At 69.6% G+C, this 26,154-nt stretch carries 15 protein-coding genes, 2 rRNA genes and 1 pseudogene; 8 read left to right on the forward strand and 10 right to left on the reverse strand.

Going from position 1 to position 26,154, the window contains the following annotated elements; translation table 11 throughout:
• Positions 1 to 55: 55 nt before the first annotated feature.
• Both FHU30_RS31070 and FHU30_RS31075 read right to left on the reverse strand, forming a co-directional pair.
• Positions 56 to 3,167: ribosomal RNA gene (locus FHU30_RS31070) — 23S ribosomal RNA — on the reverse strand.
• A 402-nt stretch (positions 3,168 to 3,569) separates the two neighbouring features.
• Positions 3,570 to 5,098: ribosomal RNA gene (locus FHU30_RS31075) — 16S ribosomal RNA — on the reverse strand.
• Together the 16S and 23S rRNA genes form the textbook arrangement of a ribosomal RNA operon.
• 674 nt (positions 5,099 to 5,772) lie before the next feature.
• Here FHU30_RS31075 and FHU30_RS31080 point away from each other — a divergent pair.
• Positions 5,773 to 6,546, forward strand: coding sequence for a nitroreductase family protein (locus FHU30_RS31080; protein ID WP_253880521.1), 774 nt, complete (start codon positions 5,773 to 5,775; stop codon positions 6,544 to 6,546).
• Here the strand turns inward: FHU30_RS31080 and FHU30_RS31085 are convergent.
• Together FHU30_RS31085 and trxA are read right to left on the reverse strand one after the other, a co-directional pair.
• A complete protein-coding gene (locus FHU30_RS31085; RefSeq protein WP_253880522.1) occupies positions 6,476 to 7,354 on the reverse strand; it encodes a putative RNA methyltransferase in 879 nt (292 codons plus the stop codon). The two genes, FHU30_RS31080 and FHU30_RS31085, sit on opposite strands and share 71 nt — an antisense overlap.
• 151 nt (positions 7,355 to 7,505) lie before the next feature.
• Entirely contained in the window at positions 7,506 to 7,859 is a 354-nt protein-coding gene (trxA, locus tag FHU30_RS31090; RefSeq protein ID WP_253880523.1) for a thioredoxin, read from the reverse strand.
• Positions 7,860 to 7,991: 132 nt separating this feature from the next.
• Between trxA and FHU30_RS31095 the strand changes: the two genes are divergently transcribed.
• Together FHU30_RS31095 and FHU30_RS31100 are read left to right on the forward strand one after the other, a co-directional pair.
• Positions 7,992 to 9,005, forward strand: a complete 1,014-nt coding sequence (locus tag FHU30_RS31095) for a sigma-70 family RNA polymerase sigma factor (RefSeq protein ID WP_253880524.1) — start codon at positions 7,992 to 7,994, stop codon at positions 9,003 to 9,005.
• A gap of 204 nt (positions 9,006 to 9,209) precedes the next feature.
• Positions 9,210 to 10,559, forward strand: a complete 1,350-nt coding sequence (locus tag FHU30_RS31100; RefSeq protein ID WP_253880525.1) for a class II 3-deoxy-7-phosphoheptulonate synthase — start codon at positions 9,210 to 9,212, stop codon at positions 10,557 to 10,559.
• Positions 10,560 to 10,614: 55 nt separating this feature from the next.
• On the opposite strand, the gene FHU30_RS31105 is transcribed toward FHU30_RS31100, so the two are convergent.
• Genes FHU30_RS31105 through FHU30_RS31115 form a run of 3 tightly spaced genes read right to left on the reverse strand, consistent with a single transcriptional unit; the run spans position 10,615 to position 13,718 of the window.
• Positions 10,615 to 10,995, reverse strand: a complete 381-nt coding sequence (locus tag FHU30_RS31105) for an ATP-binding protein (protein WP_253880526.1) — start codon at positions 10,993 to 10,995, stop codon at positions 10,615 to 10,617.
• Entirely contained in the window at positions 10,992 to 11,321 is a 330-nt protein-coding gene (locus FHU30_RS31110; RefSeq protein WP_253880527.1) for an STAS domain-containing protein, read from the reverse strand. The genes FHU30_RS31105 and FHU30_RS31110 overlap by 4 nt, the downstream gene beginning before the upstream one ends.
• Positions 11,322 to 11,351: 30 nt before the next feature.
• A complete protein-coding gene (locus FHU30_RS31115) occupies positions 11,352 to 13,718 on the reverse strand; it encodes a SpoIIE family protein phosphatase (protein ID WP_253880528.1) in 2,367 nt (788 codons plus the stop codon).
• Between the two features lie 280 nt (positions 13,719 to 13,998).
• Here FHU30_RS31115 and FHU30_RS31120 point away from each other — a divergent pair, with 280 nt between their 5' ends.
• From FHU30_RS31120 to FHU30_RS31130, 3 genes and pseudogenes are all read left to right on the forward strand, one after another.
• Positions 13,999 to 18,273 carry a hybrid sensor histidine kinase/response regulator gene (locus tag FHU30_RS31120; protein WP_253880529.1) on the forward strand — a complete coding sequence of 1,425 codons (4,275 nt, stop codon included), beginning with the start codon at positions 13,999 to 14,001 and terminating at the stop codon, positions 18,271 to 18,273.
• Positions 18,274 to 18,407: 134 nt separating this feature from the next.
• Positions 18,408 to 18,833 (forward strand): annotated as a pseudogene (locus FHU30_RS47760) (response regulator); the annotation flags it as partial.
• A 629-nt stretch (positions 18,834 to 19,462) separates the two neighbouring features.
• Positions 19,463 to 20,446, forward strand: coding sequence for an urease accessory protein UreH domain-containing protein (locus FHU30_RS31130; RefSeq protein ID WP_253880531.1), 984 nt, complete (start codon positions 19,463 to 19,465; stop codon positions 20,444 to 20,446).
• Between the two features lie 25 nt (positions 20,447 to 20,471).
• Here the strand turns inward: FHU30_RS31130 and gltX are convergent, their stop codons facing one another.
• The 3 genes from gltX to FHU30_RS31145 form a co-directional block, all read right to left on the reverse strand.
• Positions 20,472 to 21,884, reverse strand: coding sequence for a glutamate--tRNA ligase (gltX, locus tag FHU30_RS31135; protein ID WP_301323895.1), 1,413 nt, complete (start codon positions 21,882 to 21,884; stop codon positions 20,472 to 20,474).
• A 130-nt stretch (positions 21,885 to 22,014) separates the two neighbouring features.
• Positions 22,015 to 22,776, reverse strand: coding sequence for an SDR family NAD(P)-dependent oxidoreductase (locus tag FHU30_RS31140; RefSeq protein ID WP_253880532.1), 762 nt, complete (start codon positions 22,774 to 22,776; stop codon positions 22,015 to 22,017).
• Between the two features lie 126 nt (positions 22,777 to 22,902).
• Positions 22,903 to 23,397, reverse strand: a complete 495-nt coding sequence (locus FHU30_RS31145) for an HAD domain-containing protein (RefSeq protein ID WP_253880533.1) — start codon at positions 23,395 to 23,397, stop codon at positions 22,903 to 22,905.
• Positions 23,398 to 23,545: 148 nt separating this feature from the next.
• On the opposite strand from FHU30_RS31145, the gene FHU30_RS31150 reads away from it, so the two are divergent.
• Both FHU30_RS31150 and FHU30_RS31155 read left to right on the forward strand, forming a co-directional pair.
• A complete protein-coding gene (locus tag FHU30_RS31150) occupies positions 23,546 to 25,024 on the forward strand; it encodes an amino acid permease (protein ID WP_253880534.1) in 1,479 nt (492 codons plus the stop codon).
• A 210-nt stretch (positions 25,025 to 25,234) separates the two neighbouring features.
• Positions 25,235 to 26,053 carry a PIG-L family deacetylase gene (locus tag FHU30_RS31155; protein ID WP_253880535.1) on the forward strand — a complete coding sequence of 273 codons (819 nt, stop codon included), beginning with the start codon at positions 25,235 to 25,237 and terminating at the stop codon, positions 26,051 to 26,053.
• Positions 26,054 to 26,154 lie beyond the last annotated feature (101 nt).

Here is a 26,154-nt window from a genome sequence, read left to right on the forward strand (position 1 = left end):
CCACACAGGGACGCGAATCATCTCACAGCAGATGCGATTGGTTTGAACGTTCAGTGTGTTCAAGCCACTCGGCCTATTAGTACCGGTCGACTCCACACGTTACCGCGCTTCCATCCCCGGCCTATCAACCCAATCGTCTCTTGGGGGCCTTACACACCCGAAGGTGTGGGAGAACTCATCTCGAGGAAGGCTTCCCGCTTAGATGCTTTCAGCGGTTATCCCGACCGAACGTAGCCAACCAGCCATGCCCCTGGCGGGACAACTGGCACACCAGAGGTTCGTCCGTCCCGGTCCTCTCGTACTAGGGACAGACCCTCATCAATTCTCCTACGCGCACAGCGGATAGGGACCGAACTGTCTCGCGACGTTCTAAACCCAGCTCGCGTGCCGCTTTAATGGGCGAACAGCCCAACCCTTGGGACCTACTCCAGCCCCAGGATGCGACGAGCCGACATCGAGGTGCCAAACCATCCCGTCGATATGGACTCTTGGGGAAGATCAGCCTGTTATCCCCGGGGTACCTTTTAGCCGTTGAGCGACACCGCTTCCACACGCCGGTGCCGGATCACTAGGCCCTGCTTTCGCACCTGCTCGACCTGTCGGTCTCACAGTCAAGCTCCCTTGTGCCCTTGCACTCACCACCTGATGACCAACCAGGCTGAGGGAACCTTTGGGCGCCTCCGTTACTCTTTGGGAGGCAACCGCCCCAGTTAAACTACCCACCAGGCACTGTCCCCCACCCGGATCCACGGGTGCGGGTTAGACGTCTAAGGCGACCAGAGTGGTATTTCACCAACGACTCCACGAACACTGGCGTGCCCGCTTCACAGTCTCCCACCTATCCTACACAAGACACATCAAACGCCAATGCCAAGCTATAGTGAAGGTCCCGGGGTCTTTCCGTCCTGCTGCGCGAAACGAGCATCTTTACTCGTACTGCAATTTCGCCGGGCCTGTGGTTGAGACAGCGGGGAAGTCGTTACGCCATTCGTGCAGGTCGGAACTTACCCGACAAGGAATTTCGCTACCTTAGGATGGTTATAGTTACCACCGCCGTTTACCGGCGCTTAGATTCTCAGCCTCGAACCCCGAAAGGCTCTAACCGGTCCTCTTAACGTTCCGGCACCGGGCAGGCGTCAGTCCGTATACAGCGTCTTACGACTTCGCACGGACCTGTGTTTTTAGTAAACAGTCGCTTCCCCCTGGCCTCTGCGACCACCCCCAGCTCACGGTGCAAGACCGGTCACCGGGCATGGTCCCCCTTCTCCCAAAGTTACGGGGGCAATTTGCCGAGTTCCTTAACCACAGTTCACCCGATCGCCTTGGTATTCTCTACCTGACCACCTGAGTCGGTTTAGGGTACGGGCCGCCGGCACACTCACTAGAGGCTTTTCTCGGCAGCATGGGATCACTCACTTCACCAAAAACGGCTCGGCATCACCTCTCACCCTCAATGGACCGCGGATTTGCCTACGGTCCGGGCTACAGGCTTACCCCGGGACAACCATCGCCCGGGCTGAGCTACCCTCCTGCGTCACCCCATCGCTCACCTACTACCGTCTCGGGCCCCACGCTCCCCACACGAACAAGCCCGAAGGCTCGTAAGGTGGTTCGGGTGGTTAGCATCAACGGGCTCGGCGTTGGCGCGTACCAGCGGGTACGGGAATATCAACCCGTTGTCCATCGACTACGCCTGTCGGCCTCGCCTTAGGTCCCGACTTACCCTGGGCGGATTAGCCTGCCCCAGGAACCCTTGGTCATCCGGCGCACACGTTTCTCACGTGTGATTCGCTACTCATGCCTGCATTCTCACTCCCACACCCTCCACCGCACGATCACTCGACGGCTTCTTAGGATGCAGGACGCTCCCCTACCCATCCAAGCAGACGCTTGAATGCCACGGCTTCGGCGGTGTGCTTGAGCCCCGCTACATTGTCGGCGCGGAATCACTTGACCAGTGAGCTATTACGCACTCTTTCAAGGATGGCTGCTTCTAAGCCAACCTCCTGGTTGTCACGGCAACTCCACATCCTTTACCACTTAGCACACGCTTAGGGGCCTTAGCCGATGATCTGGGCTGTTTCCCTCTCGACTACGAAGCTTATCCCCCGCAGTCTCACTGCCACGCTCTCACTTACCGGCATTCGGAGTTTGGCTGACGTCAGTAACCTTGTCGGGCCCATCGGCCATCCAGTAGCTCTACCTCCGGCAAGAAACACGCAACGCTGCACCTAAATGCATTTCGGGGAGAACCAGCTATCACGGAGTTTGATTGGCCTTTCACCCCTAACCACAGGTCATCCCCCAGGTTTTCAACCCTGGTGGGTTCGGGCCTCCACACCGTCTTACCGGCGCTTCACCCTGCCCATGGCTAGATCACCCCGCTTCGGGTCTACAGCATGCGACTCAAACGCCCTCTTCAGACTCGCTTTCGCTACGGCTACCCACCACTGGTTAACCTCGCCACACACCATAACTCGCAGGCTCATTCTTCAAAAGGCACGCCATCACGAAACAAGAAGACAAGTCTCCCTGTAGGACGCTCTGACGGCTTGTAGGCACACGGTTTCAGGTACTATTTCACGACCCCTCACCGGGGCACTTTTCACCTTTCCCTCACGGTACTGGTCCGCTATCGGTCATCAGGAAGTATTCAGCCTTACCACGTGGTCGTGGCAGATTCACACGAGATTTCACGGGCCTCGTGCTACTCGGGAACACACCCAGAAGCCACTGGAATTTCGTCTACCGGACTCTCACCGTCTACGGTCGGCCATCCCAAGCCGTTCAACTATCCCAGCAGTTTGTAACTCCTCGTCGAGATGGCAGTCTCAACAGGGTGGTCCCACAACCCCGCACACGCAACCCCTGCCAGGTATCACACGCGCACGGTTTAGGCTCCTCCGCTTTCGCTCACCACTACTCACGGAATCACTATTGTTTTCTCTTCCTGCGGGTACTGAGATGTTTCACTTCCCCGCGTTCCCACCAACCGGCCTATACATTCAACCGGCGGCGACACCCCATGACGAGTGCCAGGTTCCCCCATTCGGAAATCCCCGGATCAAAGTCTGGTTGCCGACTCCCCGAGGCATATCGCAGGCTCCCACGTCCTTCATCGGCTCCTGATGCCAAGGCATCCACCGTATGCCCTTAAAAACTTGAACACACAAAACGATCAAACAAATCGCAACAGAGAACAAAACTCACAAAGGAGTCTCGTTCAGAGATGCTCGCGTCCACTGTGTAGTTCTCAAAAAACAACCGGGCCTACCAGCACGGCCAGGTGACTACTCACCCGGCCGACGTCTGGTCCCGCAGTCCAGAAGATCCGGACACTCAACGTGCCCGTTCCTTCAGGACCCAACAGCGTGTCCAGCCTGCCGGCCACCCGGGACTCCCGTTCCCCTCCCCTTGCGGGGCGGTACTAGCGAGACCGCATGACCAGCGGACTGAGTAGCCAGTGCTCCACATCTATGAGCAGCCACCCAGCGAACATTCGCCGCTGATGATGGCCACCAACCACGACCCTGCCGAAGCGGGCGTCGTGGCTGATATGTGCTCCTTAGAAAGGAGGTGATCCAGCCGCACCTTCCGGTACGGCTACCTTGTTACGACTTCGTCCCAATCGCCGGCCCCACCTTCGACCGCTCCCCCCCTTGCGGGTTGGGCCACGGGCTTCGGGTGTTGCCGACTTTCGTGACGTGACGGGCGGTGTGTACAAGGCCCGGGAACGTATTCACCGCAGCGTTGCTGATCTGCGATTACTAGCGACTCCGACTTCATGGGGTCGAGTTGCAGACCCCAATCCGAACTGAGACCGGCTTTACGGGATTCGCTCCACCTCACGGTATCGCTGCCCTCTGTACCGGCCATTGTAGCATGTTTGCAGCCCAAGACATAAGGGGCATGATGACTTGACGTCATCCCCACCTTCCTCCGAGTTGACCCCGGCGGTCTCCCATGAGTCCCCACCACCCCCGAAGGAGCGTGCTGGCAACATGGAACGAGGGTTGCGCTCGTTGCGGGACTTAACCCAACATCTCACGACACGAGCTGACGACAGCCATGCACCACCTGTCACCCACCCACTAAAGGAACCCCTGTCTCCAGGGGGGCATGGGCGATGTCAAGCCTTGGTAAGGTTCTTCGCGTTGCGTCGAATTAAGCAACATGCTCCGCCGCTTGTGCGGGCCCCCGTCAATTCCTTTGAGTTTTAGCCTTGCGGCCGTACTCCCCAGGCGGGGCGCTTAATGCGTTAGCTACGGCGCGGAATCCGTGGAAGAACCCCACACCTAGCGCCCAACGTTTACGGCGTGGACTACCAGGGTATCTAATCCTGTTCGCTCCCCACGCTTTCGCTCCTCAGCGTCAGTACAGGCCCAGAGCACCGCCTTCGCCACCGGTGTTCCTCCCGATATCTGCGCATTTCACCGCTACACCGGGAATTCCATGCTCCCCTACCTGCCTCTAGCCTGCCCGTATCGAATGCAGACCCACGGTTAAGCCGTGGGCTTTCACACCCGACGCGACAAGCCGCCTACGAGCTCTTTACGCCCAATAATTCCGGACAACGCTTGCGCCCTACGTATTACCGCGGCTGCTGGCACGTAGTTAGCCGGCGCTTCTTCTGCACCTACCGTCACGTTAGCTTCGTCGGTGCTGAAAGGGGTTTACAACCCGAAGGCCGTCATCCCCCACGCGGCGTCGCTGCGTCAGGCTTCCGCCCATTGCGCAATATTCCCCACTGCTGCCTCCCGTAGGAGTCTGGGCCGTGTCTCAGTCCCAGTGTGACCGGTCGCCCTCTCAGGCCGGTTACCCGTCGTCGCCTTGGTAGGCCATCACCCCACCAACAAGCTGATAGGCCGCGAGCCCATCCCCAACCGAAAAACTTTCCACCACCACACCATGCGGTGGGCGGTCGCATCCGGTATTAGACCCAGTTTCCCAGGCTTATCCCAGAGTCAGGGGCAGGTTGCTCACGTGTTACTCACCCGTTCGCCGCTCGAGTACCCCCGAAGGGGCCTTTCCGCTCGACTTGCATGTGTTAAGCACGCCGCCAGCGTTCGTCCTGAGCCAGGATCAAACTCTCCATCAAGGTCCAACGACGGACACGGGGGCGAACCCGCACCGCCAAACCTCATGAAGGATCCGAAGATCCCAGCAAAGCAATCCAAAGATCGCTTGCCTCAAAGAAATCCCCACCCCGAACCAGAGGCTCGGAGTGCGGGGCGATCAGGCAAACCTGCCTGATCGATAAAGGCACTGGCTTTTAACACGCTGTTGAGTTCTCAAGAAACGGACACCCACCGCGCTCCACCCGCTCTCGCGGGCCTCGCTCCGGGGCAACCCTTCAAACTTAGCCGGTTTCTTTCGCGAGTCAAAATCGGTCCGTTCGGACTTTCCGGCTCGTGATTGTCACCGCCTCACGGGCGTCGAAGATCGGCCGGACCGAAGTCGGCTGACGTTGATGCCTTGTGAGGTTCGCCCGGCGGGCCGGCCGCCGTGTCGGCGTTCTGCATCCCGTTTCAGGCTGTGTGGACCATCGTACATCAGGTCGAGACGCGCTCGAACCGATTTTCCGATCCTGTCCCCCCGGGGCCGTCCGCCGGTCTTGGCGTCCCGCATCCCCTTGGGGCACTACGACTGTAGGAGCAGCGTTCGGGAGGGTCAAATCGGCGGTCGCCGATTTGCGCGTCCGCTCTGGGAAACGGCTGGTCGGGTGCGGTACGGTTCCGCTCACCTCGTCCGGCCGGCTGGAGGGAGTGCCGCATGTACCCGTCCCTCGCCGCGGGCGGACGGTCGTCGGCGGAGCGCCTCGTCGTCGCCGCGACCATGGGTCCGGCGATCCACGATGTGCAGGCGTGGCGCTTCCGGCCCGCGGACGGCTGGATCGACGTTCAGGCCGACCCCGCCCGTTTCCACGGCATGGACGATCCCCGGGGGCGGGGCCTCCATCTCGGTAGTGGCGCGGCGCTGACGAATCTCAGGCTGGCGGCCGCGCAGCTCGGCTACGGCGCGGTTGTTCGGCTACTTCCCGATGCCGAGGATCCGACTCTCCTCGCGCGCGTACGCCTGACGAGGAGCCATCGCACGTCTCGCGCCGAGCGCCTCGTGTATGCCGCGACGATGCGACCGTCACCCACGCGTCGTCCTGGTACTGGTAGAGCGCCGTCGGCGTCGTTCCTGAACGGTTTGGCCGAGGCGGCCCGCCTGGAGGGCGTGAGACTGGACCTGCTCGCGGCCGGCCAGGGCGCGACCATCCGCAGGGCCGTGCTCAGCACGCGTGGCGACGGGCCTGAATCATGGATGCGTGCGGGCCAGGCGCTGCAGCGCATCCTGTTGGAGGCGTCGGTCCGTTCGGCGTCGGTCTCGTTCATGTACGAGGTCGTGGACGGACGGGACGTACGGCCGATGCTGACCCCCGGGGACGTCCCGCAGGTGCTCCTTGAAGCGTCGGGTCCGGCATGCAGGGCTAGGGCTTGCGGCGGAAGTGCGAGAGCACGAACGACAGCGGCACCGGATGCGGGTCGGGTAGCTCGCTGAGCCTGGCCGCAAGGGTGTCGGCTCCGACGTGGTGGGCGCTCGGGCCCATGCCCACGAGCGTCAGGATCTCCTCGTGCGCGAGGGGGGCCTCGAATTCCAGCTCGTCCCTGCTGACCAGGTCGAAATGGTCGGCGAGCGTCGCGTCGGTGCGTTCTTCCTTCTGCTCGTCCACCTTGAGGAGGCCCAGGACGTCCACGAGGGAGCCGAGGTGGCGGCTGGACGGCGTGACGACCACCAGCGAGCCGTCCGGACGCAGGACGCGGTGGAACTCGGCGGCGTTGCGCGGTGCGAAGACGTTGAGGATGGCGACCGCCGCTGAGTCCGCGACGGGAAGCGGGCGCCACAGGTCGGCGACGATCGCGCCGATACGCGGGTGCGCACGAGCGGCGCGCCGGGCGGCGTACTTGGAGATGTCGAGCGCGAGGCCGAGGGTCTTCTGCGCCTCGGGTCGGTCCAGGACGGCGCTCAGGTAGTAGCCCGTGCCGGCCCCCGCGTCCAGGAGGCACCCGTCCGAGCCGAGGCGCGCCTCCCCCAGGGATGGCGAAGCGAGGTGTCCGAGCGCCTCGGCCATGGGCGCGAAGTGGCCTGCGGCGAGGAAGACGTCCCGCGCGCTCACCATTTCGGGCGTGTCGGCGGTGCCGGGACGGGCGTTACCCGGGAGCAAGTTCGCGTAACCCTGCTTCGCGATGTCGAAGCCGTGCCGGTTCGGGCAGCGCAGCTCCCGTGCCTCCTGCGCCAGAGGTTCGGCGCATACGGGACAGGTGAGGAAGCGGACGACATCGGCGAGCACCCGTCCATCATCGTGCATCCCGCTCAGCCACCGCGCCACCAGGCACGCACGACCGCACCGACCGGCCGCCCCGCTCAGGGCGGCCGGTGGAGGCGACGCGATCAGGCCCGGGCCGGGGTTGCCGGAAACGTCAGGCCGGCGCGCCGGGCCGGAGCGTCAGGCAGGGGCGTCAGGCCTGGAGCCGGCTGCGCACGTCGTCCATGTCCAGGGCCTCGACCTGCTGGATGACGCTTTCCAGCGACTGCTCCGGCAGGGCGCCCGGCTCGGCGAAGACGATCACACCGTCCCGGATGGCCATCAGCGTGGGGATCGAGGAGATCCCGAAGCGCTGCGACAGCCCCGGCTCGGCCTCGGTGTCGACCTTGGCGAAGACGATGTCCTCGTGCTTCTCGGCCGACTTCTCGAAGACCGGGGCGAACATGCGGCAGGGCCCGCACCAGGCGGCCCAGAAGTCGACCAGCACGATGCCGTCGCCCTTGGCGACCTCGTCGAAGTTCTCCTCGGTCAGTGTGACCGTCGCCATGTCGTTTTCTCCTCGGTACGGGTATCAGGACAGGTAGAGCCGCGTACTCAACCGAAGTATTCCCAAGTTGGGAATCACAGGACGGTAATTAGCGTTGTCCTCCTAGGGAGATCGCACCGAAGAAGGGTCAGGATGGCTGCAACCCGTAACAAGGGCGACAGGGTCGACACCCCCGACAAGGACCTCGTCGGGGCGTACCTCGACCGGATCGGCCGCACCCCGCTGCTGGACGCGGTGGAGGAGGTCGATCTGGCCAAGGCGATCGAGGGCGGGCTCTACGCCGAGCAGCTGCTCGAAGAGGGCCGCGTGCCCTCCGGCGCCTCCCCCGAGGAGCTGGAGGAGCTGGTCGAGGCGGGGCTGCGCGCCAAGCAGCGCTTCGTCGAGGCCAACCTGCGCCTTGTCGTCTCCATAGCCCGCAAGTACCCGACGGACTCGCTTCCGCTGATCGACCTCATCCAGGAGGGCAACCTCGGGCTGATGCGGGCGGTGGAGAAGTTCGACTACCGACGTGGATTCAAGTTCTCGACGTACGCGACCTGGTGGATCCGGCAGGCCATCGGGCGCGGACTGAGCCATACCGCGCGCACGATCCGGCTCCCCGTCCATGTGGAGGAGGAGCTGTCCCGGCTGCGCCGCGCCGAGCGCCAGCTCAGCCGCGAGCTGGGCCGCGAGCCCAGCCGCGAGGAGCTGGCCGGGGCCGTGGGCGCCGAGCCCGAGCACGTGGACGAGCTGCTGCGCTGGCGCCGCGACCCGGCCAGCCTGGACGCGACCGTCGACGACGCCGGCGAGACGGCCATGGGTGACCTGTTGGAAGATCCCGAGGCCGTGACGCCGGAGGCGGAGGTCATGGCGCTGGACGATCTGGAGGGCCTCGGCCGCCTGCTGGAACGGCTGCCGGAGCGCGAGTCGGCGATCCTGCGGGCGCGGTTCGGCATGGACAACGGCCAGCCGCTGTCGTACGCGCAGATCGGCGCGCGCTACGGGCTGAGCCACAACCGGGTGCGCCAGATCACCGACCGGTCGCTGCGGCGGCTGCGGCAGATGGCGGGCGAGCACGAGCACGCCGCTCCGCGCACGCTCACCGCGGCCGGAGACCGTCCGGTGCCGCATGCCGTCGATCCCCGCTCCCGGGTGCGGGCCGCCTGACCGGCGGGCCGCCGTCCCCCGCAGCCCGGACGCCGCAGCCCAGGCCCGAAGACCCTGCCGGACGCCGCCGCGAGCCCCTCGCGGCGGCGTCCGCGTCTCCGCGCCCGTCCGGTCCGGGCGGGTGTCCAACCGGCCAGTGGAACGATGCCGAGTACGCCGTCCTGCTAGTGCCCGCACGCGAGAGGTGCCATAGCCTTGTCGATCGTGAGTACATCTAGCGTCACGGGGGAGCTGGACGCCTGGCGCGGCCTCCCGGCACTGCAGCAGCCGACGTGGGACGACCGGGCCGAGGTCGAGGCCGTGACGGCCGAGCTCGCCAAACAGCCGCCGCTCGTGTTCGCGGGCGAGTGCGACCAGCTCAAGGACAGGCTCGCCGAGGTGGCGCACGGGCGGGCGTTCGTGCTCCAGGGCGGCGACTGCGCGGAGACCTTCGCCGGGTCCACCGCCGACGACGTCCGCAACAAGCTGAAGACCCTGCTCCAGATGGCGGTCGTGCTCACCTACGCCGCCAGCGTCCCGGTCGTGAAGATCGGGCGGATGGCGGGCCAGTTCGCCAAGCCCCGGTCCAAGCCGGTGGAGGTCCGCGACGGGCTGGAGCTGCCCGCCTACCGCGGGGACGCGGTGAACGGCCTCGACTTCACCGCCGTCTCCCGCCGCAACGACCCGCGGCGGCTGCTCCAGGCGTACTACTCGTCCTCGGTGACGCTGAACCTGTGCCGGGCGTTCACCAAGGGCGGCTACGCCGACCTGCGGCAGGTGCACGCCTGGAACCAGGACTTCGTGGCGCAGAGCCCCGCGGGGCGCCGCTACGAGCAGCTCGCGGGCGAGATCGACCGGGCGCTGACGTTCATGAAGGCGTGCGGCGCGAACCCCGACGAGTTCCACGGCGTGGAGTTCTACTCCAGCCACGAGGCGCTGATCCTGGAGTACGAGCGGGCGCTGACCCGCATCGACAGCCGGACGGGGTCCCCCTACGACGTGTCGGCGCACTTCCTGTGGCTGGGCGAGCGCACCCGGCAGCTGGACGGCGCGCACGTGGACTTCCTGCGCCGCATCCGCAACCCGATCGGGGTGAAGCTCGGCCCGACGACGTCGGCGGACGACGCCCTGGCGCTGATGGACAAGCTCAACCCGTCCGGCGAGCCCGGCCGGCTGACGTTCATCACCCGGATGGGCGCGGACAAGATCAGGGACGCGCTGCCGCCGCTGGTGGAGAAGGTGACCCGTAACGGCTCGCCGGTGGCGTGGGTGTGCGACCCGATGCACGGCAACACCTTCGAGGCGCCGTCCGGGCACAAGACGCGCCGGGTGACCGACGTGCTGGACGAGGTGGCCGGGTTCTTCGCGGTGCACCGCTCGCTCGGCACCCACCCGGGCGGCATCCACATCGAGTTCACCGGCGACGACGTCACCGAGTGCGTCGGCGGCGGCGACGAGATCGACGAGGCCGACCTGCACCAGCGCTACGAGACGGCCTGCGACCCCCGCCTGAACCGCGGCCAGTCCCTGGACCTGGCGTTCATGGTCGCCGAGCTCTACCGCAAGAGCTCCTGACCCAGGCAGCACGAAGGGGGCGCGGAGATCCGCGCCCCCTTCGTTTTACCGAGTGCTACAACGCAACCTCGGCCCAGACGACCTTGCCGCCGGTGACGGGTTCGGCGCCCCAGGCGGTGGCGAAGCGGTCGACGATGAACAGGCCGCGGTGCGACTCGTCCAGCGGGCCGGGGACGGTCAGCCGCGGCAGCTGCCTGGCGCGGTCGCGGACCTCGACCCGGACGCGCCCGACGCCGCGCTGGAGCCGCAGCTCCAGGGCCGTCCCGGCGTGCCGGACGGCGTTGGCGACCAGTTCGGCGACGATCGCGGTGACGAGCTCCTCGCGCTCCATCAGCGCCCAGGTGCGCATCGTGCGGGCGGCGAGGCGGCGGGCGTACTCGACCGCCTCGGTCTGCGGTGCGGCGCGCAGTGTCGTCTCGGTGACGGCGCCGGTCATGAACCCACTCCTTCTTCGGCCCCGCCGAGGAGGAACCGGTCGAGCCCGGTGGTGCGCAGGACGTTCTCGACCCGGCCGTAGGCGCCGGTCAGGGTGAGGGTGGCGTTCTGGGCGCGGGCGTGCTTGTAGGCGCGCACGAGCACGTTGAGGCCGGAGGAGTCGCAGAAGTCCACGGCGGTCAGGTCGACCACCACGGTGCGCTCCCCGGCGTCGAGCAGCTCGGTCAGCCGGGACCGCAGCTCCTCGGAGGAGTGCAGGTCGATGGAGCCGCGCGCGGCGATCGTCGCGCGGCCGTCACCTCGTGTCGTGTGCAAGGCAAGCCCCACGCCACACCACCTTACCGATAGCCGGGCTCATCATGACGCGCGTAGGACGATGAGCGCGACGTCGTCGTTGGAGGGTTCGGGGCCGAAATCGCGGACCGCGCGCTGGATCCGCGCGGCGACGGCGCCTGCGCTCAGCCCGGTGCAGCCCGCGAGGAGCCGCTCCAGCCCGCCGTCGTCGCCGAGCAGCCGGCCCCCGTGGCGCCGCTCGGTCACCCCGTCGGTGACGCACAGCAGCACCTGGCCGCGGTGCAGCTCGACGTCGTCGGCGTGGAAGTCGACGCCGTCGAACACGCCCAGCAGGGGCTGCGCGGTGCCGACCTCCCGGACGCTCCCGTCGGGGTCCAGGACCAGCGGCGGCGGGTGCCCGGCGCTGGTCAGCGCGATGGTCACGCCGTCCCGGCGCGGGCGCGGGGTGATCTCGCCGTGCAGCAGGGTCAGCAGCCGACCGCGCTCGCCCTCGCCGAGGATCAGCCGGTTGAGCCGGGCCAGCACGCCGGGCACCGGCAGCTCCTCGGCGGCGAGGATGCGCAGCGCGTGCCGGGCGAGGCCGGTGACGGCGGCGGCCTGCGGGCCGGTGCCGCACACGTCGCCGATCGCGAAGCGCCAGCGGTCGACCGGTCCGGGGACGGGCGGTCCGCCGGGGCCGCCCTGCCGCTCCGGGCATTCGAAGACGTCGTAGAAGTCGCCGCCGACCTCGCTGCCCTCGCCGGCGGGCTCGTAGACGACCGCGACCTCCAGGCCGGGGATGTCGGGGACGCCGGGCGGCAGCAGGCTGCGCTGGAGGGCGCTGCTCATGGCGGTCTGCGCGGAGTACAGGCGGGCGTTGTCGACGGCGAGGGCGGCGCGGCGGCTCAGCTCCTCGGCGAGCTCGATCGCGCTGCGCGGGAACCGGTCGCCCATCGGGCGGCCGATGACCAGGGCGCCGATGCGGCGGCCGCGGGCGACCAGCGGGAAGGCGTAGACGGTGCCCGCGGCGTCCGGGCCGGTGACCTCGGCGAGGCCGTACCAGGGGCCGGGGACGTCGGGGCGGGGGCCCTGGGCGGCGCGGTCGAGCTGGGAGCGCAGGCCGTCGGCGCGGGTCTCGTCGGCGTGCCAGACGTAGGCGAGGGCGGGCGGTCCGGCGTCGGTGTCGGTGTAGACGGCGCACCAGGTGGCCAGGCGGGGGACGACGAGCTGGGCGACCAGGGCCATGGTGCGCTCCTGGTCCAGGGTGCCGGCGAGCAGGTCGCTGGCCTCGGCGACGAAGCTGAGCCAGCCCCGCCAGGACCGTTCCAGTTCCCCGACTCTCGCCTTCTCCAGGGAGAGTGCCATCTCTTCGGCGATGCGGCCGAGCCGGGCCGCGTCGGCGGGCTCGAACCGGCCGGGCTCGGTGGAGACGGCGACGACCAGGCCGGTGAGGCGGCCCTGGCTCTCCAGCGGCGCGGCGGCCATGGAGCGGGCGCGCAGCGCGGCGGCGACGGGGTCGGACGCGTCGGCGGCGATCCAGGGCGCGCCCGCGCGGGCGTCGGGGCCGAGGTTGACCACCGACAGCTCGTCGGGGCCGGGTTCGGCGGTGAGGCCGGCGGACGCGGCGACGACGAGGGTCCCGTCGCGCTCGGTCAGCAGGATGGCGGCGCCCTCGGCGTCCAGCAGGTCGCGGACGGAGGTGAGAGCGTCCTCAAGCGACTCGACACCGGCGGGGGTCCGCAGGAGCCGGTCGCTGGCCGTGGGCAGCGCGGGAGGCTCTGGGCGCCGCGCAGAGGGCGTCCCGGAACCGAGGCCGGAGGGCCGGGCCCTGGTCTTGGCGCCCGCGGGCCGGGTGGCGCCGCCGGGGCGGTGCGCCCGGCCGTTGGACGTGCCGAGGTCGGGCCGGGGCCGTCCGGCCGAAGCCGAATCGGTTTCCGGTACACCCCAGCCGGGGTCGGCGGCGGTCCGCCCGCCGGACGCGCCGGGCGCCGCCGGCTCCGCTCCCCCGGAGTCCGGACGGACCGGGAAGCCCGGGCGGCGGGCGAAGTCGTCGGTCGGCGGCTCCTCGGGCTCGGCGCCGGGGCGCGGCAGCCGGAACCAGATGCCCTTGCTCTCGTGGTCGTAGTCGACGCCCCAGGACGCGGCGAGCCGGGCGATCGAGGGCAGCCCGCGGCCACTGGCGGCCGTAACACCGGGCATCACCGGCGTCCGGGTGGGGTGCCGGTCGCGGACCTCGATCTGGATCTCGTCCTCGGTGAGGGTGCAGGACACGTCGAAGGCGGTGCCCGCGTAGGCGACGGCGTTGGTGGCGAGTTCGCTGGTAGCGAGCACCGCGTCGTCGACGGCCTCGGCCATGCCCCACTCCCGCAGGGTGTGCTGCACGAAGCGGCGCGCGTCCGCCACGGAGGCCGCGGCGGACGGGAAGGTGGCCGCCGCCGTCTGCCGATCCACTGCCGTCCCTCGTTCGTCGTCATCTCCCAGTCTGCCCCCGTGACAGACTGGCTCAACCGGCCGGACGCCGGTACCGTCCACCGTGCTCACGCCGGGACAGACCGTAACACGAAGCCCGCGGGGGGCGGGTGAGGTCGCCACCGGCGATATCGCGGGCGGTGCCGCGCCGGGTGGCGGGCCCTGGCGCGCAGCCGCCGGGCCAGTGGCGACGTAGAGTACAGATGCGGGCCTGATGAGGCGCCCGAGCCAGCGGGCGCCCGTCGGCCAGGAGGATGGACTGATGCCCCGTAGCGCCACGCGAAGCCGACCGGGCGACGGTGTCACCCGAGACACCGCCCCGCGATACAGCGACGCCGACCTGGAACCGCTGCTGCGGGCCCTGACGGCGGTCCGGGACGGCCGGCTGCGCACGCCGGTCGAGGTGGCGGGCGACGGCGCGGTCGCCGAGGCCCTGGGCGTGCTGGACCAGATCCGCGACAACGGCCACCAGGTGGCGTCGGGGCTGGCCCGGGTGCGGCGCGAGATCGGCCGCGACGGGCAGCTGCGCGGGCGGCTCACCCCGGGCACGCTGCGCGGCTCGTGGGCGGGCGCCGTGGAGGACTCCAACGCCATCCTCGACAAGCTGACCGACCTCGCCACCGGCATGTACAAGGTCGTGGAGGCGGTCGCCAAGGGCGACCTGAACCAGCGGGTCGAGCTGCGCGCGGGCGGCCGCCCGATGCGCGGCGAGCTGCTGCGGATGGCCAAGTCGGTGAACGCGATGGTCGAGCTGCTCGACCAGTTCACCTGGGAGGTCACCCAGTTCGCCCGCGAGGTCGGCACCGAGGGGCGGCTGGGCGGCAAGGCGTCCGCGCGCGGCATGTCCGGCCGCTGGCGCGACGTGAACGCCGCGGTCAACGTGATGGCCGACCGGCTGACCAGCCAGGTCCGCGACATCGCCGAGGTGACCACGGCGGTGGCGCGCGGCGACCTGACCCGCAAGGTGACCGTCGAGGCGGCCGGTGAGCTCCAGGAGCTGAAGCTCACCGTGAACCAGATGGTCGACACGCTGTCGGCGTTCGCCGACGAGGTCACCCGCGTCGCCCGCGAGGTCGGCACCGAGGGCCAGCTGGGCGGCCAGGCGAAGGTGCACGGCGTCTCCGGGGTCTGGAAGGACCTCACCGACAACGTGAACGCGATGGCGAACAACCTGACCAGCCAGGTCCGCAACATCGCGCAGGTCACCACGGCGGTGGCCGAGGGCGACCTGACCAAGAAGGTCACCGCGGGGGCGCAGGGCGAGATCCTGCAGCTCAAGTCCACGGTGAACCAGATGGTCGACACGCTGTCGGCGTTCGCCGACGAGGTGACCCGAGTCGCCCGCGAGGTCGGCACGGAAGGACGCCTCGGCGGCCAGGCGCGGGTGCCGGGCGTGAGCGGCGTCTGGAAGGACCTGACCAGCAACGTCAACGGGATGGCGTCCAACCTGACCTACCAGGTCCGCAACATCGCCCAGGTGACGACGGCGGTCGCCGAGGGCGACCTGACCAAGAAGATCACCGTTGACGCGCAGGGCGAGATCCTCCAGCTCAAGGACACCATCAACACCATGGTCGACACCCTGTCGGCCTTCGCCAACGAGGTCACCCGCGTCGCCCGCGAGGTCGGCACCGAGGGACGGCTCGGCGGCCAGGCGAAGGTGCACGGCGTGTCGGGCATCTGGAAGGACCTCACCGACAACGTCAACTCGATGGCGAACAACCTGACCGTCCAGGTGCGCGGGATCGCCCAGGTCACCACGGCGGTCGCGCACGGCGACCTGACCAAGAAGATCGGCGTCGACGCGCAGGGCGAGATCCTCCAGCTCAAGGACACCATCAACACCATGGTCGACACCCTGTCGGCCTTCGCCAACGAAGTGACCCGAGTCGCCCGCGAGGTCGGCACGGAAGGGCGCCTGGGCGGCCAGGCGAGCGTGCCCGGCGCGGGCGGCATGTGGAAGGACCTGACCGACAACGTCAACGGCATGGCGTCCAACCTGACCTACCAGGTCCGCAACATCGCGCAGGTCGCGACGGCGGTGGCCGACGGCGACCTGACCAAGCGGATCGACGTGGACGCGCAGGGCGAGATCCTGTCGCTGAAGACCACGCTGAACACGATGGTCGACACGCTGTCGTCGTTCGCCTCGGAGGTCACCCGAGTCGCCCGCGAGGTCGGCACCGAGGGACGCCTCGGCGGCCAGGCCGAGGTCGAGGGCGTGTCCGGCACCTGGAAGCGGCTCACCGAGAGCGTGAACGAGCTGGCGTCCAACCTCACCACGCAGGTCCGCGCGATCGGCGAGGTGGCGAGCGCGGTCGCCCGCGGCGACCTGACCCGGACGATCACCGTGGAGGCGCGCGGCGAGGTCGCCGAGCTGTCCGACAACGTGAACCTGATGGTCGCGACGCTGCGCGAGACGACCCGGGCGAACGAGGAGCAGGACTGGCTCAAGACCAACCTGGCCCGGATCGGCGGCCTCATGCAGGGCCACCGCGACCTCTACCAGGTCGCGAACCTGATCATGAACGAGCTGACCCCGACCGCCAGCGCCCAGTACGGCGCGTTCTACCTGGCCGAGGGGCAGCCGGGCGAGCGCGAGCTGGTGCTGATCGCCGGGTACGGCATCCCCCGCGACCGGCTGCGCGGGGTGCGCTTCCAGCCGGGCGAGGGCCTGGTCGGGCAGGCCGCGCTGGAGCGCCGTACAGTCCTGATCGCCGGTGCCCCGGCCGACTACGTCAAGATCGGTTCAGGGCTCGGCGAGGCGTCCCCGGCGAACGTGATCGTGCTGCCGATCGTGTTCGAGGACGAGGTGCTCGGCGCGATCGAGCTGGCCTCCTTCTCCCGCTTCACCGACGTCCACCTGGCGTTCTTCACCCAGCTGATCGAGACGATCGGGGTGACGCTGAACGCGATCCGGGCCAACACCCGCACCGAGGCGCTGCTCACCGAGTCCCAGCGGCTCGCCCAGGAGCTCCAGGAGCGCTCGGACGAGCTGCAGCGGCAGCAGGGCGAGCTGCGGCACTCCAACACCGAGCTGGAGGAGAAGGCGGCGCTGCTGGCCCAGCAGAACCGGGCGATCGAGATCCAGAACTTCCAGATCGAGCAGGCCCGCCGGACGCTGGAGGAGCGCGCCGAGCAGCTCGCGGTGTCCTCGCGGTACAAGTCGGAGTTCCTGGCGAACATGTCGCACGAGCTGCGCACGCCGCTGAACAGCCTGCTCGTCCTCGCCAAGCTGCTGTCGGAGAACCCCGGCGGCAACCTGACCGACAAGCAGGTGGAGTTCGCCCGCACGATCCACGACTCCGGCACCGACCTGCTGGAGCTGATCAACGACATCCTCGACCTCGCCAAGGTCGAGGCGGGCAAGATGGAGCTGCACCCGCAGCGGCTGCCGGTGTCGGCGCTGGTCGACTACGTGGAGGCGACGTTCCGGCCGCTGTCGGTCGACAAGGGCCTCGACTTCGGCGTGGACGTCGCCGACGGCGTCCCCGAGACGCTGTTCACCGACGAGCAGCGGCTCCAGCAGGTGCTGCGCAACCTGCTGTCCAACGCGGTGAAGTTCACCGCCGAGGGGCAGGTGAAGCTGGTCATCGAGCCCGCCGGCGACACCGACTTCGCCCTGGCGTCCCTGTGGCAGACCCCGGACGTGCTGGCCTTCCGCGTGATCGACACCGGCATCGGGGTGAGCGCGGACAAGCTCCAGGTGATCTTCGAGCCGTTCACCCAGGCGGACGGCACCACCAACCGGCGCTACGGCGGCACCGGCCTCGGCCTGTCGATCAGCCGGAACATCGCGCGGCTGCTCGGCGGCGAGATCCAGGTGCGCAGCGAGCCCGGCAAGGGCAGCGTGTTCACGCTGTACCTGCCCGCGCACTACGCCGAGCCGGACGGGCGGCGGCGCCCGGCCGTCCCGCTGGAGGGCGCGGCGCAGCCCGCGCCCGAGCTGGCCCCGGCCGACCCGGTGCCGCTCAACGGCGGCGGGGACGGCGCGTCGGCGCCGGAGCTGCTGGTGCCCGCGCTCGCCACGGCCGAACCGGCGGGCGGCGGCGCGGCGGCCGGCGTGTCGGAGGGCGTGCCCGGCGACGAGGGCGGCGCGGCGATCTCGGGGCTGATGTCCGAACCGCCCGCCGACTTCACCGACACCATCCTCGCGGGCCGCAAGGTGCTCATCGTCGACGATGACGTGCGGAACGTGTTCGCCCTGACCAGCGTGCTGGAAGGGTACGGGATGGAGGTGTTCTACGCCGAGGACGGGCAGGCCGGGATCGACCTGCTGCACCGCAACCCCGACGTCGCGCTCGTCCTGATGGACGTGATGATGCCGGGCCTCGACGGGTACGCCACCACGGCCGCGATCCGGGAGATGCCGCAGTTCGCCGACTTGCCGATCATCGTGATCACGGCCAAGGTGATGAAGGGCGACCGGGAGCGGAGCCTCGCCGCGGGCGCGTCGGACTACGTGCCGAAGCCGGTGGACGTCGACCGCCTGCTGGAGGTCATGCGGGTCTGGCTCGGCCGCTCGGTCATCGGCTGACGCCGCGTTCCCAGCGGCCCGCCGCGGGCGGGCCGCGGCGCCGGGAACGCGCGGCGCCGGACGCCCCGGGCGCCCGCCGTGCCCGCGCACGGCGGCCCCGCAGCACAAGCAGCCCCGCAAAGGGAAGGCAACGCGTGGACGACAAGGCGAAGATCCTGCTCGTGGACGACCGGGACGAGAACCTGGTCGCCCTGGAGGCGATCCTCAGCTCGCTCGACCAGGACCTGGTCCGTGCCCGCTCCGGCGAGGAGGCCCTGAAAGCGCTGCTCACCGACGAGTACGCGGTGATCCTGCTGGACGTGATCATGCCCGGGATGGACGGGTTCGAGACCGCCCGGGACATCAAGCGGCGCAAGAAGACCCGCGACCTTCCGATCATCTTCCTGACCGCGGTCGACAGCGACCCCGACTACGCCTTCCGCGGCTACGCGGCGGGCGCGGTCGACTTCATCTCCAAGCCGTTCGACCCGTGGGTGCTGCGCGCGAAGGTGTCGGTGTTCGTCGAGCTGCACAACAAGAACCGGCAGCTCCGCGAGCAGGCGGCGCTGCTCCGCGACCAGGCCGCGCTGCTGCGCGCCGCCCCGGCCACCGGCGCCGCCGCGCAGCGGATCTCCGTCGCGCGCGAGCGCGCCGCGCACGTCCGCGACCAGGTCCCGGACGAGGTGCGGCCCGAGGTCGAGGAGCTCGAACGCGACCTCGCCGACGCCGCCATCGCCCTCAACGCCGCGCCGCCGGCCGCCGCAGGCGTCCCGCAGTCCCCGATCCCGGGCCTGGCCGAGCCCCCGGCCGCCGCACCGCCCGCCACGGATCCGGGCGCGGGCGCCGACGCCGGGGGCCGGACTTCGACCGGCTCCGAATCCAACTCGGACACCGACGCCGACCACGGCGCCAACTCCGGCGTATGAGCCGTGCAGCACGGTAGGTAAGCCTTCGCGGGCTCTCGACGAGCCGGGACGCTGGACCTCCGCAGGTTCCGGACGCGCTGAACGGTAGTCCTCCGCGGGATTCTGGACCGGCCAGGACGCCCTGGGCCGCCGCGGGCTCTGGACCTGTGGGGACGCTTGGGGCGTCAGGCGTCCATAGGCGGGTGAGGGGGTTCGGGTTCGCCGTTTGGTGACGGTCTGCTCACTTCTGGTCGCGTATGGACGTCCCCGGAGCCGGGGAAGGAAACGCGGCGGAGGTATGCCCCATGGACGCCGCCGCACTGTTCGCCACGGGATTCGGCACCGGCCTGCTCGCGGGCGGGACGAGCTGCGCGGCCGTGCAGCTGGGCCTGCTGACGGAAGCGGTGCGCGGCGAGGCGCGGACCGTCCGGCCGGTCGCGGTGTTCCTTTCAGCCAAGCTCGTCACGCATGTCGCGCTGGGCGCGATGCTGGGGCTGGCCGGGGCAGCGGTCGAGCCGGGGCCGCGGATCCGGGCCGTGCTGCTGGTCGGGGCGGCGGGGATGATGGTGGTCTTCGCGCTCGACCTGCTGGGTTTCGGACCGGCCCGAAAGCTGCTGCGACGGGCTCCGGACGCCGGGCAGGACGGCGACGCCCACTGCGCGCCGGAGCGGTCCGGGACGAAGCGTCCGGTCGTGCTGGGGGCGGCGACGGTTCTCGTGCCGTGCGCTCTGACGCTGACGGTCGAACTGCTGGCCGTGTCCTCCAGGTCGCCGTTCGCGGGCGCCGCCGGGATGGCCGGGTTCGTGCTGGGCACCGCGCCGCTGTTCGGGCTGGTGGGGGTGACCGTCGGCCGCGCGCTGGCGCTCCTGCGCGGGCGGCTCACCGCGCTGGTCGCCGTGGCGCTGGTCGCGGTCGCCGCGTGGACGCTGCTGTCCGGGCTGCGCCTGGGCGGTTGGCTGCCCGAGAACGGCGACGGAGCCACGGCCGCCGCGTCCGCCCGGTTCGTGTCCACCGACGCGTCCGGGACGCAGCTGATCATGGTCTGGGCACTGGACGAGGGGTACCGGCCGTCCGCGCTGACGGCCCGGGCGGGCGTGCACACCGTGCTCGTCCTGCGCACGCGGAACACGCACGGCCACACGCGCGCCTTCACGATCCCCAGCCGGAACCGGGACGTGGCGCTGCCGGTCACCGGCGAGACGCGCGTCGACCTCGGCGTCCCGGGACCGGGACGCCTCCGCTACGTCTGCGCCTCGGGCCACTCCCCCGGCGAGATCACCTTCCGGTGACCCCGCCGCGCGGGAGCGGGCCGGGCTACTCGGCGGTCTCGGCCTCCGCGGCCAGCTTGGTGCGGGCGGCCTCGATGCGCTGGAGGGTGCGCTCGCGGCCGAGGATCTCCAGGGACTCGAACAGCGGCAGGCCGACAGTGCGGCCGGTGACCGCGACGCGGACCGGCGCCTGGGTCTTGCCGAGCTTGAGCCCGTGCGCGGCGCCGACCGCCTCCAGGCGGTCCTTCAGCTCGTCGGCGCGCCACGGCGCGTCCCGGTAGGCCTCCGCCGCGTCCGCGAGGATCTGCGCGGCCGGCTCCTTCATCGCCTTCTTCCAGGACTGCTCGTCGAACGGCGGCTCCGGCAGGAAGGCGAAGTCGATCAGCTGGCCGATCTCCGACAGCACGGTGAGGCGGGTCTGCGCGAGCGGCGCGAGCTGGTCGAACACCGCCATGTCGACCTCGAACGGGACGCGCTCCAGGAACGGCAGGCACGCGGCGACGAACTTCTCCACCGGCAGCATCCGGATGTAGTCGCCGTTGATCGCGGCCAGCTTCTTCACGTCGAAGAACGCGGGCGAGGTGTTCACGTCCTCGATGCGGAACTCGTCGACCACCACGTCCCACGGGACGATCTCGCGGTCGCCGGACGGGGCCCAGCCGAGCAGCATCAGGTAGTTGCGCATCGCCTCGGCGAGGTAGCCCTCGTCGCGGTAGTCCTCCAGCGCGACCTTGTCGCGGCGCTTGGACAGCTTCTGCCGCTTCTCGTTCACGATCACCGGGACGTGCGCCCACACCGGCGGGGTGCCGCCGAGCGCCTCCCACAGCAGCTGCTGCTTGGGCGCGTTGGACAGGTGCTCCTCGCCGCGGACGACGTGGGTGATGCCCTGGCTCATGTCGTCCACGCTGTTGGCCAGCAGGAACGTGACCGAGCCGTCGGCGCGGGCGATGACGAAGTCCTCCAGGGCGGAGTTCTTGAACACCGGCTTGCCGCGCAGCAGGTCGACGACGACGGTCTCGCCCTCGTCCGGCGTGCGGAACCGCAGCGCGCGGCCCGGGCCGGGCTCCAGGCCGCGGTCGCGGCAGAAGCCGTCGTAGCCCTTGTGCGAGTCGCCGGTGCGCTCGACGATCTGCTCGCGGGTGCAGTCGCAGTAGTAGGCGCGACCCTGCTCGCGGAGCGTCGCGGCGGCCTCGGCGTGCTTGTCGGCGTTGGCGGACTGGAAGTACGGGCCCTCGTACTCGCCGCCGTCCATGCCGAGCCACGCCAGGGCGCGGATGATGCCCTCGGTCCACTCGGGGCTGTTGCGCGAGGCGTCGGTGTCCTCGATCCGCAGTACCAGCGTCCCCCCGGACTGCTTGGCCATCACCCAGTTGAACAGGGCCGACCGGGCGCCGCCGACGTGGAACATGCCGGTGGGCGAGGGCGCGAAACGTACTCGGATCGAAGACGCGGAAGACATGCCTCCCAGCGTAGAGCGCTCCGGCCCCCGCTCGCGCCGGGACCCGCGCGCCCGGGCCGCCTTTCGCGCGCCGGGACCTCCGTGCCTGGACCGCCCTTCGCGCGCCGGGCCCCCGCTACGCCCGCGGGCTCTAGAAGGTGCCGCCGTCGACGACGATGCGCTGGTCGGTGAGGTAGGACGCGGCGTCGGAGACCAGGAAGCGGACGACGCTCGCCACTTCCTCGGGCGAGCAGACGTGGCCGTAGGGGGACATGGCGTCCTGCTGGTGGATGTCCTCGACGCCCATCGTGGCGCGCACGAGGCGCTGGCCCATGTCGGTGTCCACGAGGCCGGGCGCGACGATGTTGACGTGCATGCCGTTGGCGCGCTCCTCCTTGGCGAGCGTGCGCGCGAGGGCCTCCATGGCGGCCTTGCCCATGGCGTAGGGGGCGCTGAACGGCGGCAGGATGCCGGTGATCACGCTCGACACGAACACCACGTCGGCGCGGTCGGCGCCGCGCAGCAGCGGCAGCAGGACGCGGGTGAGGTGGTGCGGCCCGACGGCGTGCACGTTCATCAGCCGCACGACCTCGGCCGGGTCGGTGTCGGCGACGCTGTGGCCGCGGCTGGCGATCCCGGCGCTGTGCACGAGGATGTCGAGCCGTCCGAAGTCCGCGGCGATGGCGGACGCCAGGCGGTCGCAGTCGTCCGGGGCGTCCACCGAGGCCTGGTAGGCGCGGCCCTCGACGCCCAGCTCGGCGAGCGCGGCGAGGGTCTTGCGCGCGGCGTCCTCGTCGCGGCGGTAGGCGACGGCCACGGTCGCGCCGTCCTCGGCCAGGGCGAGCGCGATGGCCCTGCCGATGCCGCGGCTTCCCCCGGTGACCAGCGCGACGCGTCCGGCGAGAGCACTCATGGTTCTCCTTCAGCTCGACAGCGCCTTCATCCTGCCCAGATCGGCACGCCCGCGTAAGTGCGCGCCGAGGCAAACCCGCGTCTCACGGATGGTCCGCCGGTGACAGTGGTCCGGGCGGCCCGGAGGTCAGCGCCCGGTCAGCCAGGACGCGGCCGTCTCGACGTGCTCCTCTGTGAGTCCGGTCACAGGGTCCACGCCGACGAGGAGGTGGTCGCCGACGCCCGGTTCGGCCGCGACGGACTCGGCGGCGTCGGGCTCGTCCTCGAACCAGACGAAGGGGCGGTCGCGCGTCCAGGCGGCGACGTGCCGGGCCTTCCACGCGCCGAAGCTGCGCCCCTCCTGGATGCCGGGGAACGGCGGCAGCGGGACGAACGGGAGCTCCGGGAGGCCGATGCGCGGACCGATCCACTGGTTCGCCTCGTCCTGCCAGTAGGTCGCCCAGGCCAGCTCCGCGCCGGTCCTTTCGGCCAGCTCGCGCAGCATCGAGCCGTGCCGGACGTCCAGCCAGACCCGGATGAGCCGCCCGTCCGGCATCACGCGGTGGCGGCGGAACCGCCGATGCGGCTTGCGGAAGGGGTTCAGGACTCCGTCGACGTCCACCAGCACCAGCGGGCCACCCATGCCCGAACCGTACGACGGAGCGGCCGGAGTGATCCAGATCTCGTTCCGTGACCGAGTTTTGGGGCAGCGTTTTGACAGTTTCGGTCTGTTGACCGAAACTGCACCGGGCCGTTACCGAGCACACCCCGTGGAAAGGCGGCAGCGAAGCGTGAGCGAGCAGGATCTCCGGGCGCCCGCGCCCACCGGCACGTCGCCCTCCGGGGCCGTCCCGGTGGTCGACGCCGGCGACGAGGGCTACAGCAAGAGCCTGAAGACCCGGCATGTCAGCATGATCGCCATCGGCGGCGCGATCGGCACCGGGCTGTTCCTCGGCGCGGGCGGACGGCTGCACAGCGCCGGGCCGTCCCTGGCCATCGCCTACGCGGTCTGCGGCTTCTTCGCCTTCATGGTCGTCCGGGCGCTCGGCGAGCTGGTGCTGCACCGGCCGTCCTCGGGCTCGTTCGTGTCCTACTCGCGCGAGTTCATGGGCGAGAAGGGCGCGTACGTCGCCGGCTGGATGCACTTCCTCAACTGGAGCACCACCGGCGTCGTGGACATCACCGCGATCGCGCTCTACCTGCACTACTGGAAGGCGTTCACCACCATCCCGCAGTGGGTGCTGGCGCTGGTCGCCCTCGCGGTCGTGCTGACCGTCAACCTCGTCTCGGTCCGGTTCTTCGGCGAGTTCGAGTTCTGGGCGTCCCTGGTCAAGGTCGCCGCCCTGGTCGCGTTCCTGCTCATCGGGATCGCGCTGCTGGTCACCGGGCACAAGGTCGGCGGCTACTCGTCCGGGCCGGGCCTGATGCTCGACCACGGCGGGATCTTCCCCAAGGGCGTGCTGCCGATGCTTGTGGTCATCCAGGGCGTGGTGTTCGCCTATGCCTCCACCGAGCTGGTCGGCGTCGCGGCGGGCGAGACCGAGAACCCCGCCAAGATCATGCCGAAGGCGATCAACTCGATCGTCTGGCGGATCCTGCTGTTCTACGTCGGCTCGGTCGTCCTGCTGGCGATGCTGCTGCCCTACAACCTGTACCAGGAGGGCGTCAGCCCGTTCGTGACCGTGCTGTCCAAGCTGGGCGTGCCGGCGGCGGGCGACGTGATGAACCTGATCGTCCTGACCGCCGCGCTGTCCAGCCTGAACTCCGGGCTGTACTCCACCGGACGGATCCTGCGCTCGCTCGGCGCGGCGGGCTCGGCCCCGCGCTTCACCACCCGGATGAGCCGGCACCACGTGCCCTACGGCGGCATCCTGATGACCTCGGTCGTGTGCGTGCTCGGCGTCGGCCTGAACGCGTGGGTGCCGAAGAACGCGTTCGAGATCGTGCTGAACCTGGCCGCGATCGGCATCCTCGGCACCTGGGCGATGATCATGCTGTCGCACCTGCTGTTCGTCCGGAAGTGCAAGCGGGGCGAGCTGGAGCGGCCGTCCTACCGGCTGCCCGGCTCCCCGGTCACCGAGATCGTCACGCTGGCGTTCCTCGCCGCGGTCGTGGTGCTGATGTGGTTCGACTACGACGGCGAGGGGCACCGGACGGTGCTGGCCTTCCCGGTGATCCTCGCGGCCCTGGTGATCGGCTGGTTCTGCGTGCGCGGCCGGGTGAGCGCGACCGCGCAGGCCCGCGGCGGCTCCCCCGACGAGCGCCTCTAGCGGGTCCCGCCTCGGCGGGCCTGCCGCGAGGGGGCCTGCCGTTAGGGGGTCCGCGGGCCGACCGTCCGGGAGGGGATTTTCCGGCGGTCGGCCGGCGTGGGTTTCGTCACAAGACGCGCGGAGCGGGTTCTGTCACCGGACGCTCGTAGAGTGGATGCCGCCCGGCCTCCGGGCAGGGCGGCACCCCCACTTCTGAGGAGAATCCGCACGATGGAGCAACGACTGACCCTGATGGCGGTCCACGCCCACCCCGACGACGAGGTCCTCGGGACGGGCGGCGTGCTCGCGCAGGCCGTCGCCGAGGGCCACCGCGCCGTCCTGGTGACCTGTACGAACGGCGAGATGGGCGACGACGCCGGCGGGCTGAAGCCGGAGGACGAGGGGCACGACGCCGAGGGCGTGGCGCGGGTCCGGCTGGCCGAGCTGGAGGAGTCCGTCTCCATCCTCGGCATCGAGCACGTGGAGCTGCTCGGCTACCGCGACTCGGGCATGGTGGGCTGGAGCACCAACGACGACCCGCGCGCGTTCTCCAACATCCCGGTCGAGGACGCGGCGGCCCGGCTCGCCGAGCTGATGGAGCAGTACCGTCCGGACGTCGTGGTCACCTACGACGAGAACGGCAACTACGGCCACCCGGACCACATCCAGGCGCACCGCATCGCGGTCGCGGCGTCCGAGAGCACCGGCATCCCGCGCAAGTTCTACGAGACGGCCGTGCCGCGCTCGGGCATCGAGATGATGTTCAAGGCCGCCAAGGACGCGGGGCTCGACCTCGACGACACCGAGCTGCCGGACGACTTCGGCACCCCGGACGAGCTGATCACGACCCGAGTGGACGTGTCGGCGCACGTCGAGCGCAAGCGCAAGGCCCTGGAGGCGCACGCCAGCCAGGGCGAGAACATCTTCCTGCTGCGCCTCCCGGACGAGATGCAGGCCGCGGTGTTCGGCTCCGAGTCGTTCGTCCGCCGCTCCAGCAGCGTGGACGCCGACCTCCCGGAGACCGACCTGTTCGCGGGGCTGCGCGACTGATCCCTGCCTCCGCCTTGCCTGGCCCGGTTCTGCTCCCCGCAGTCCGGGCCGTCTTGGTGTCAGGACGCCCGGGATGGCTGGGCTCCTGGGCGCCCGGCGCT

Source organism: Actinomadura rupiterrae (assembly GCF_024172125.1).
GTDB classification, from domain to species: domain Bacteria; phylum Actinomycetota; class Actinomycetes; order Streptosporangiales; family Streptosporangiaceae; genus Spirillospora; species Spirillospora rupiterrae.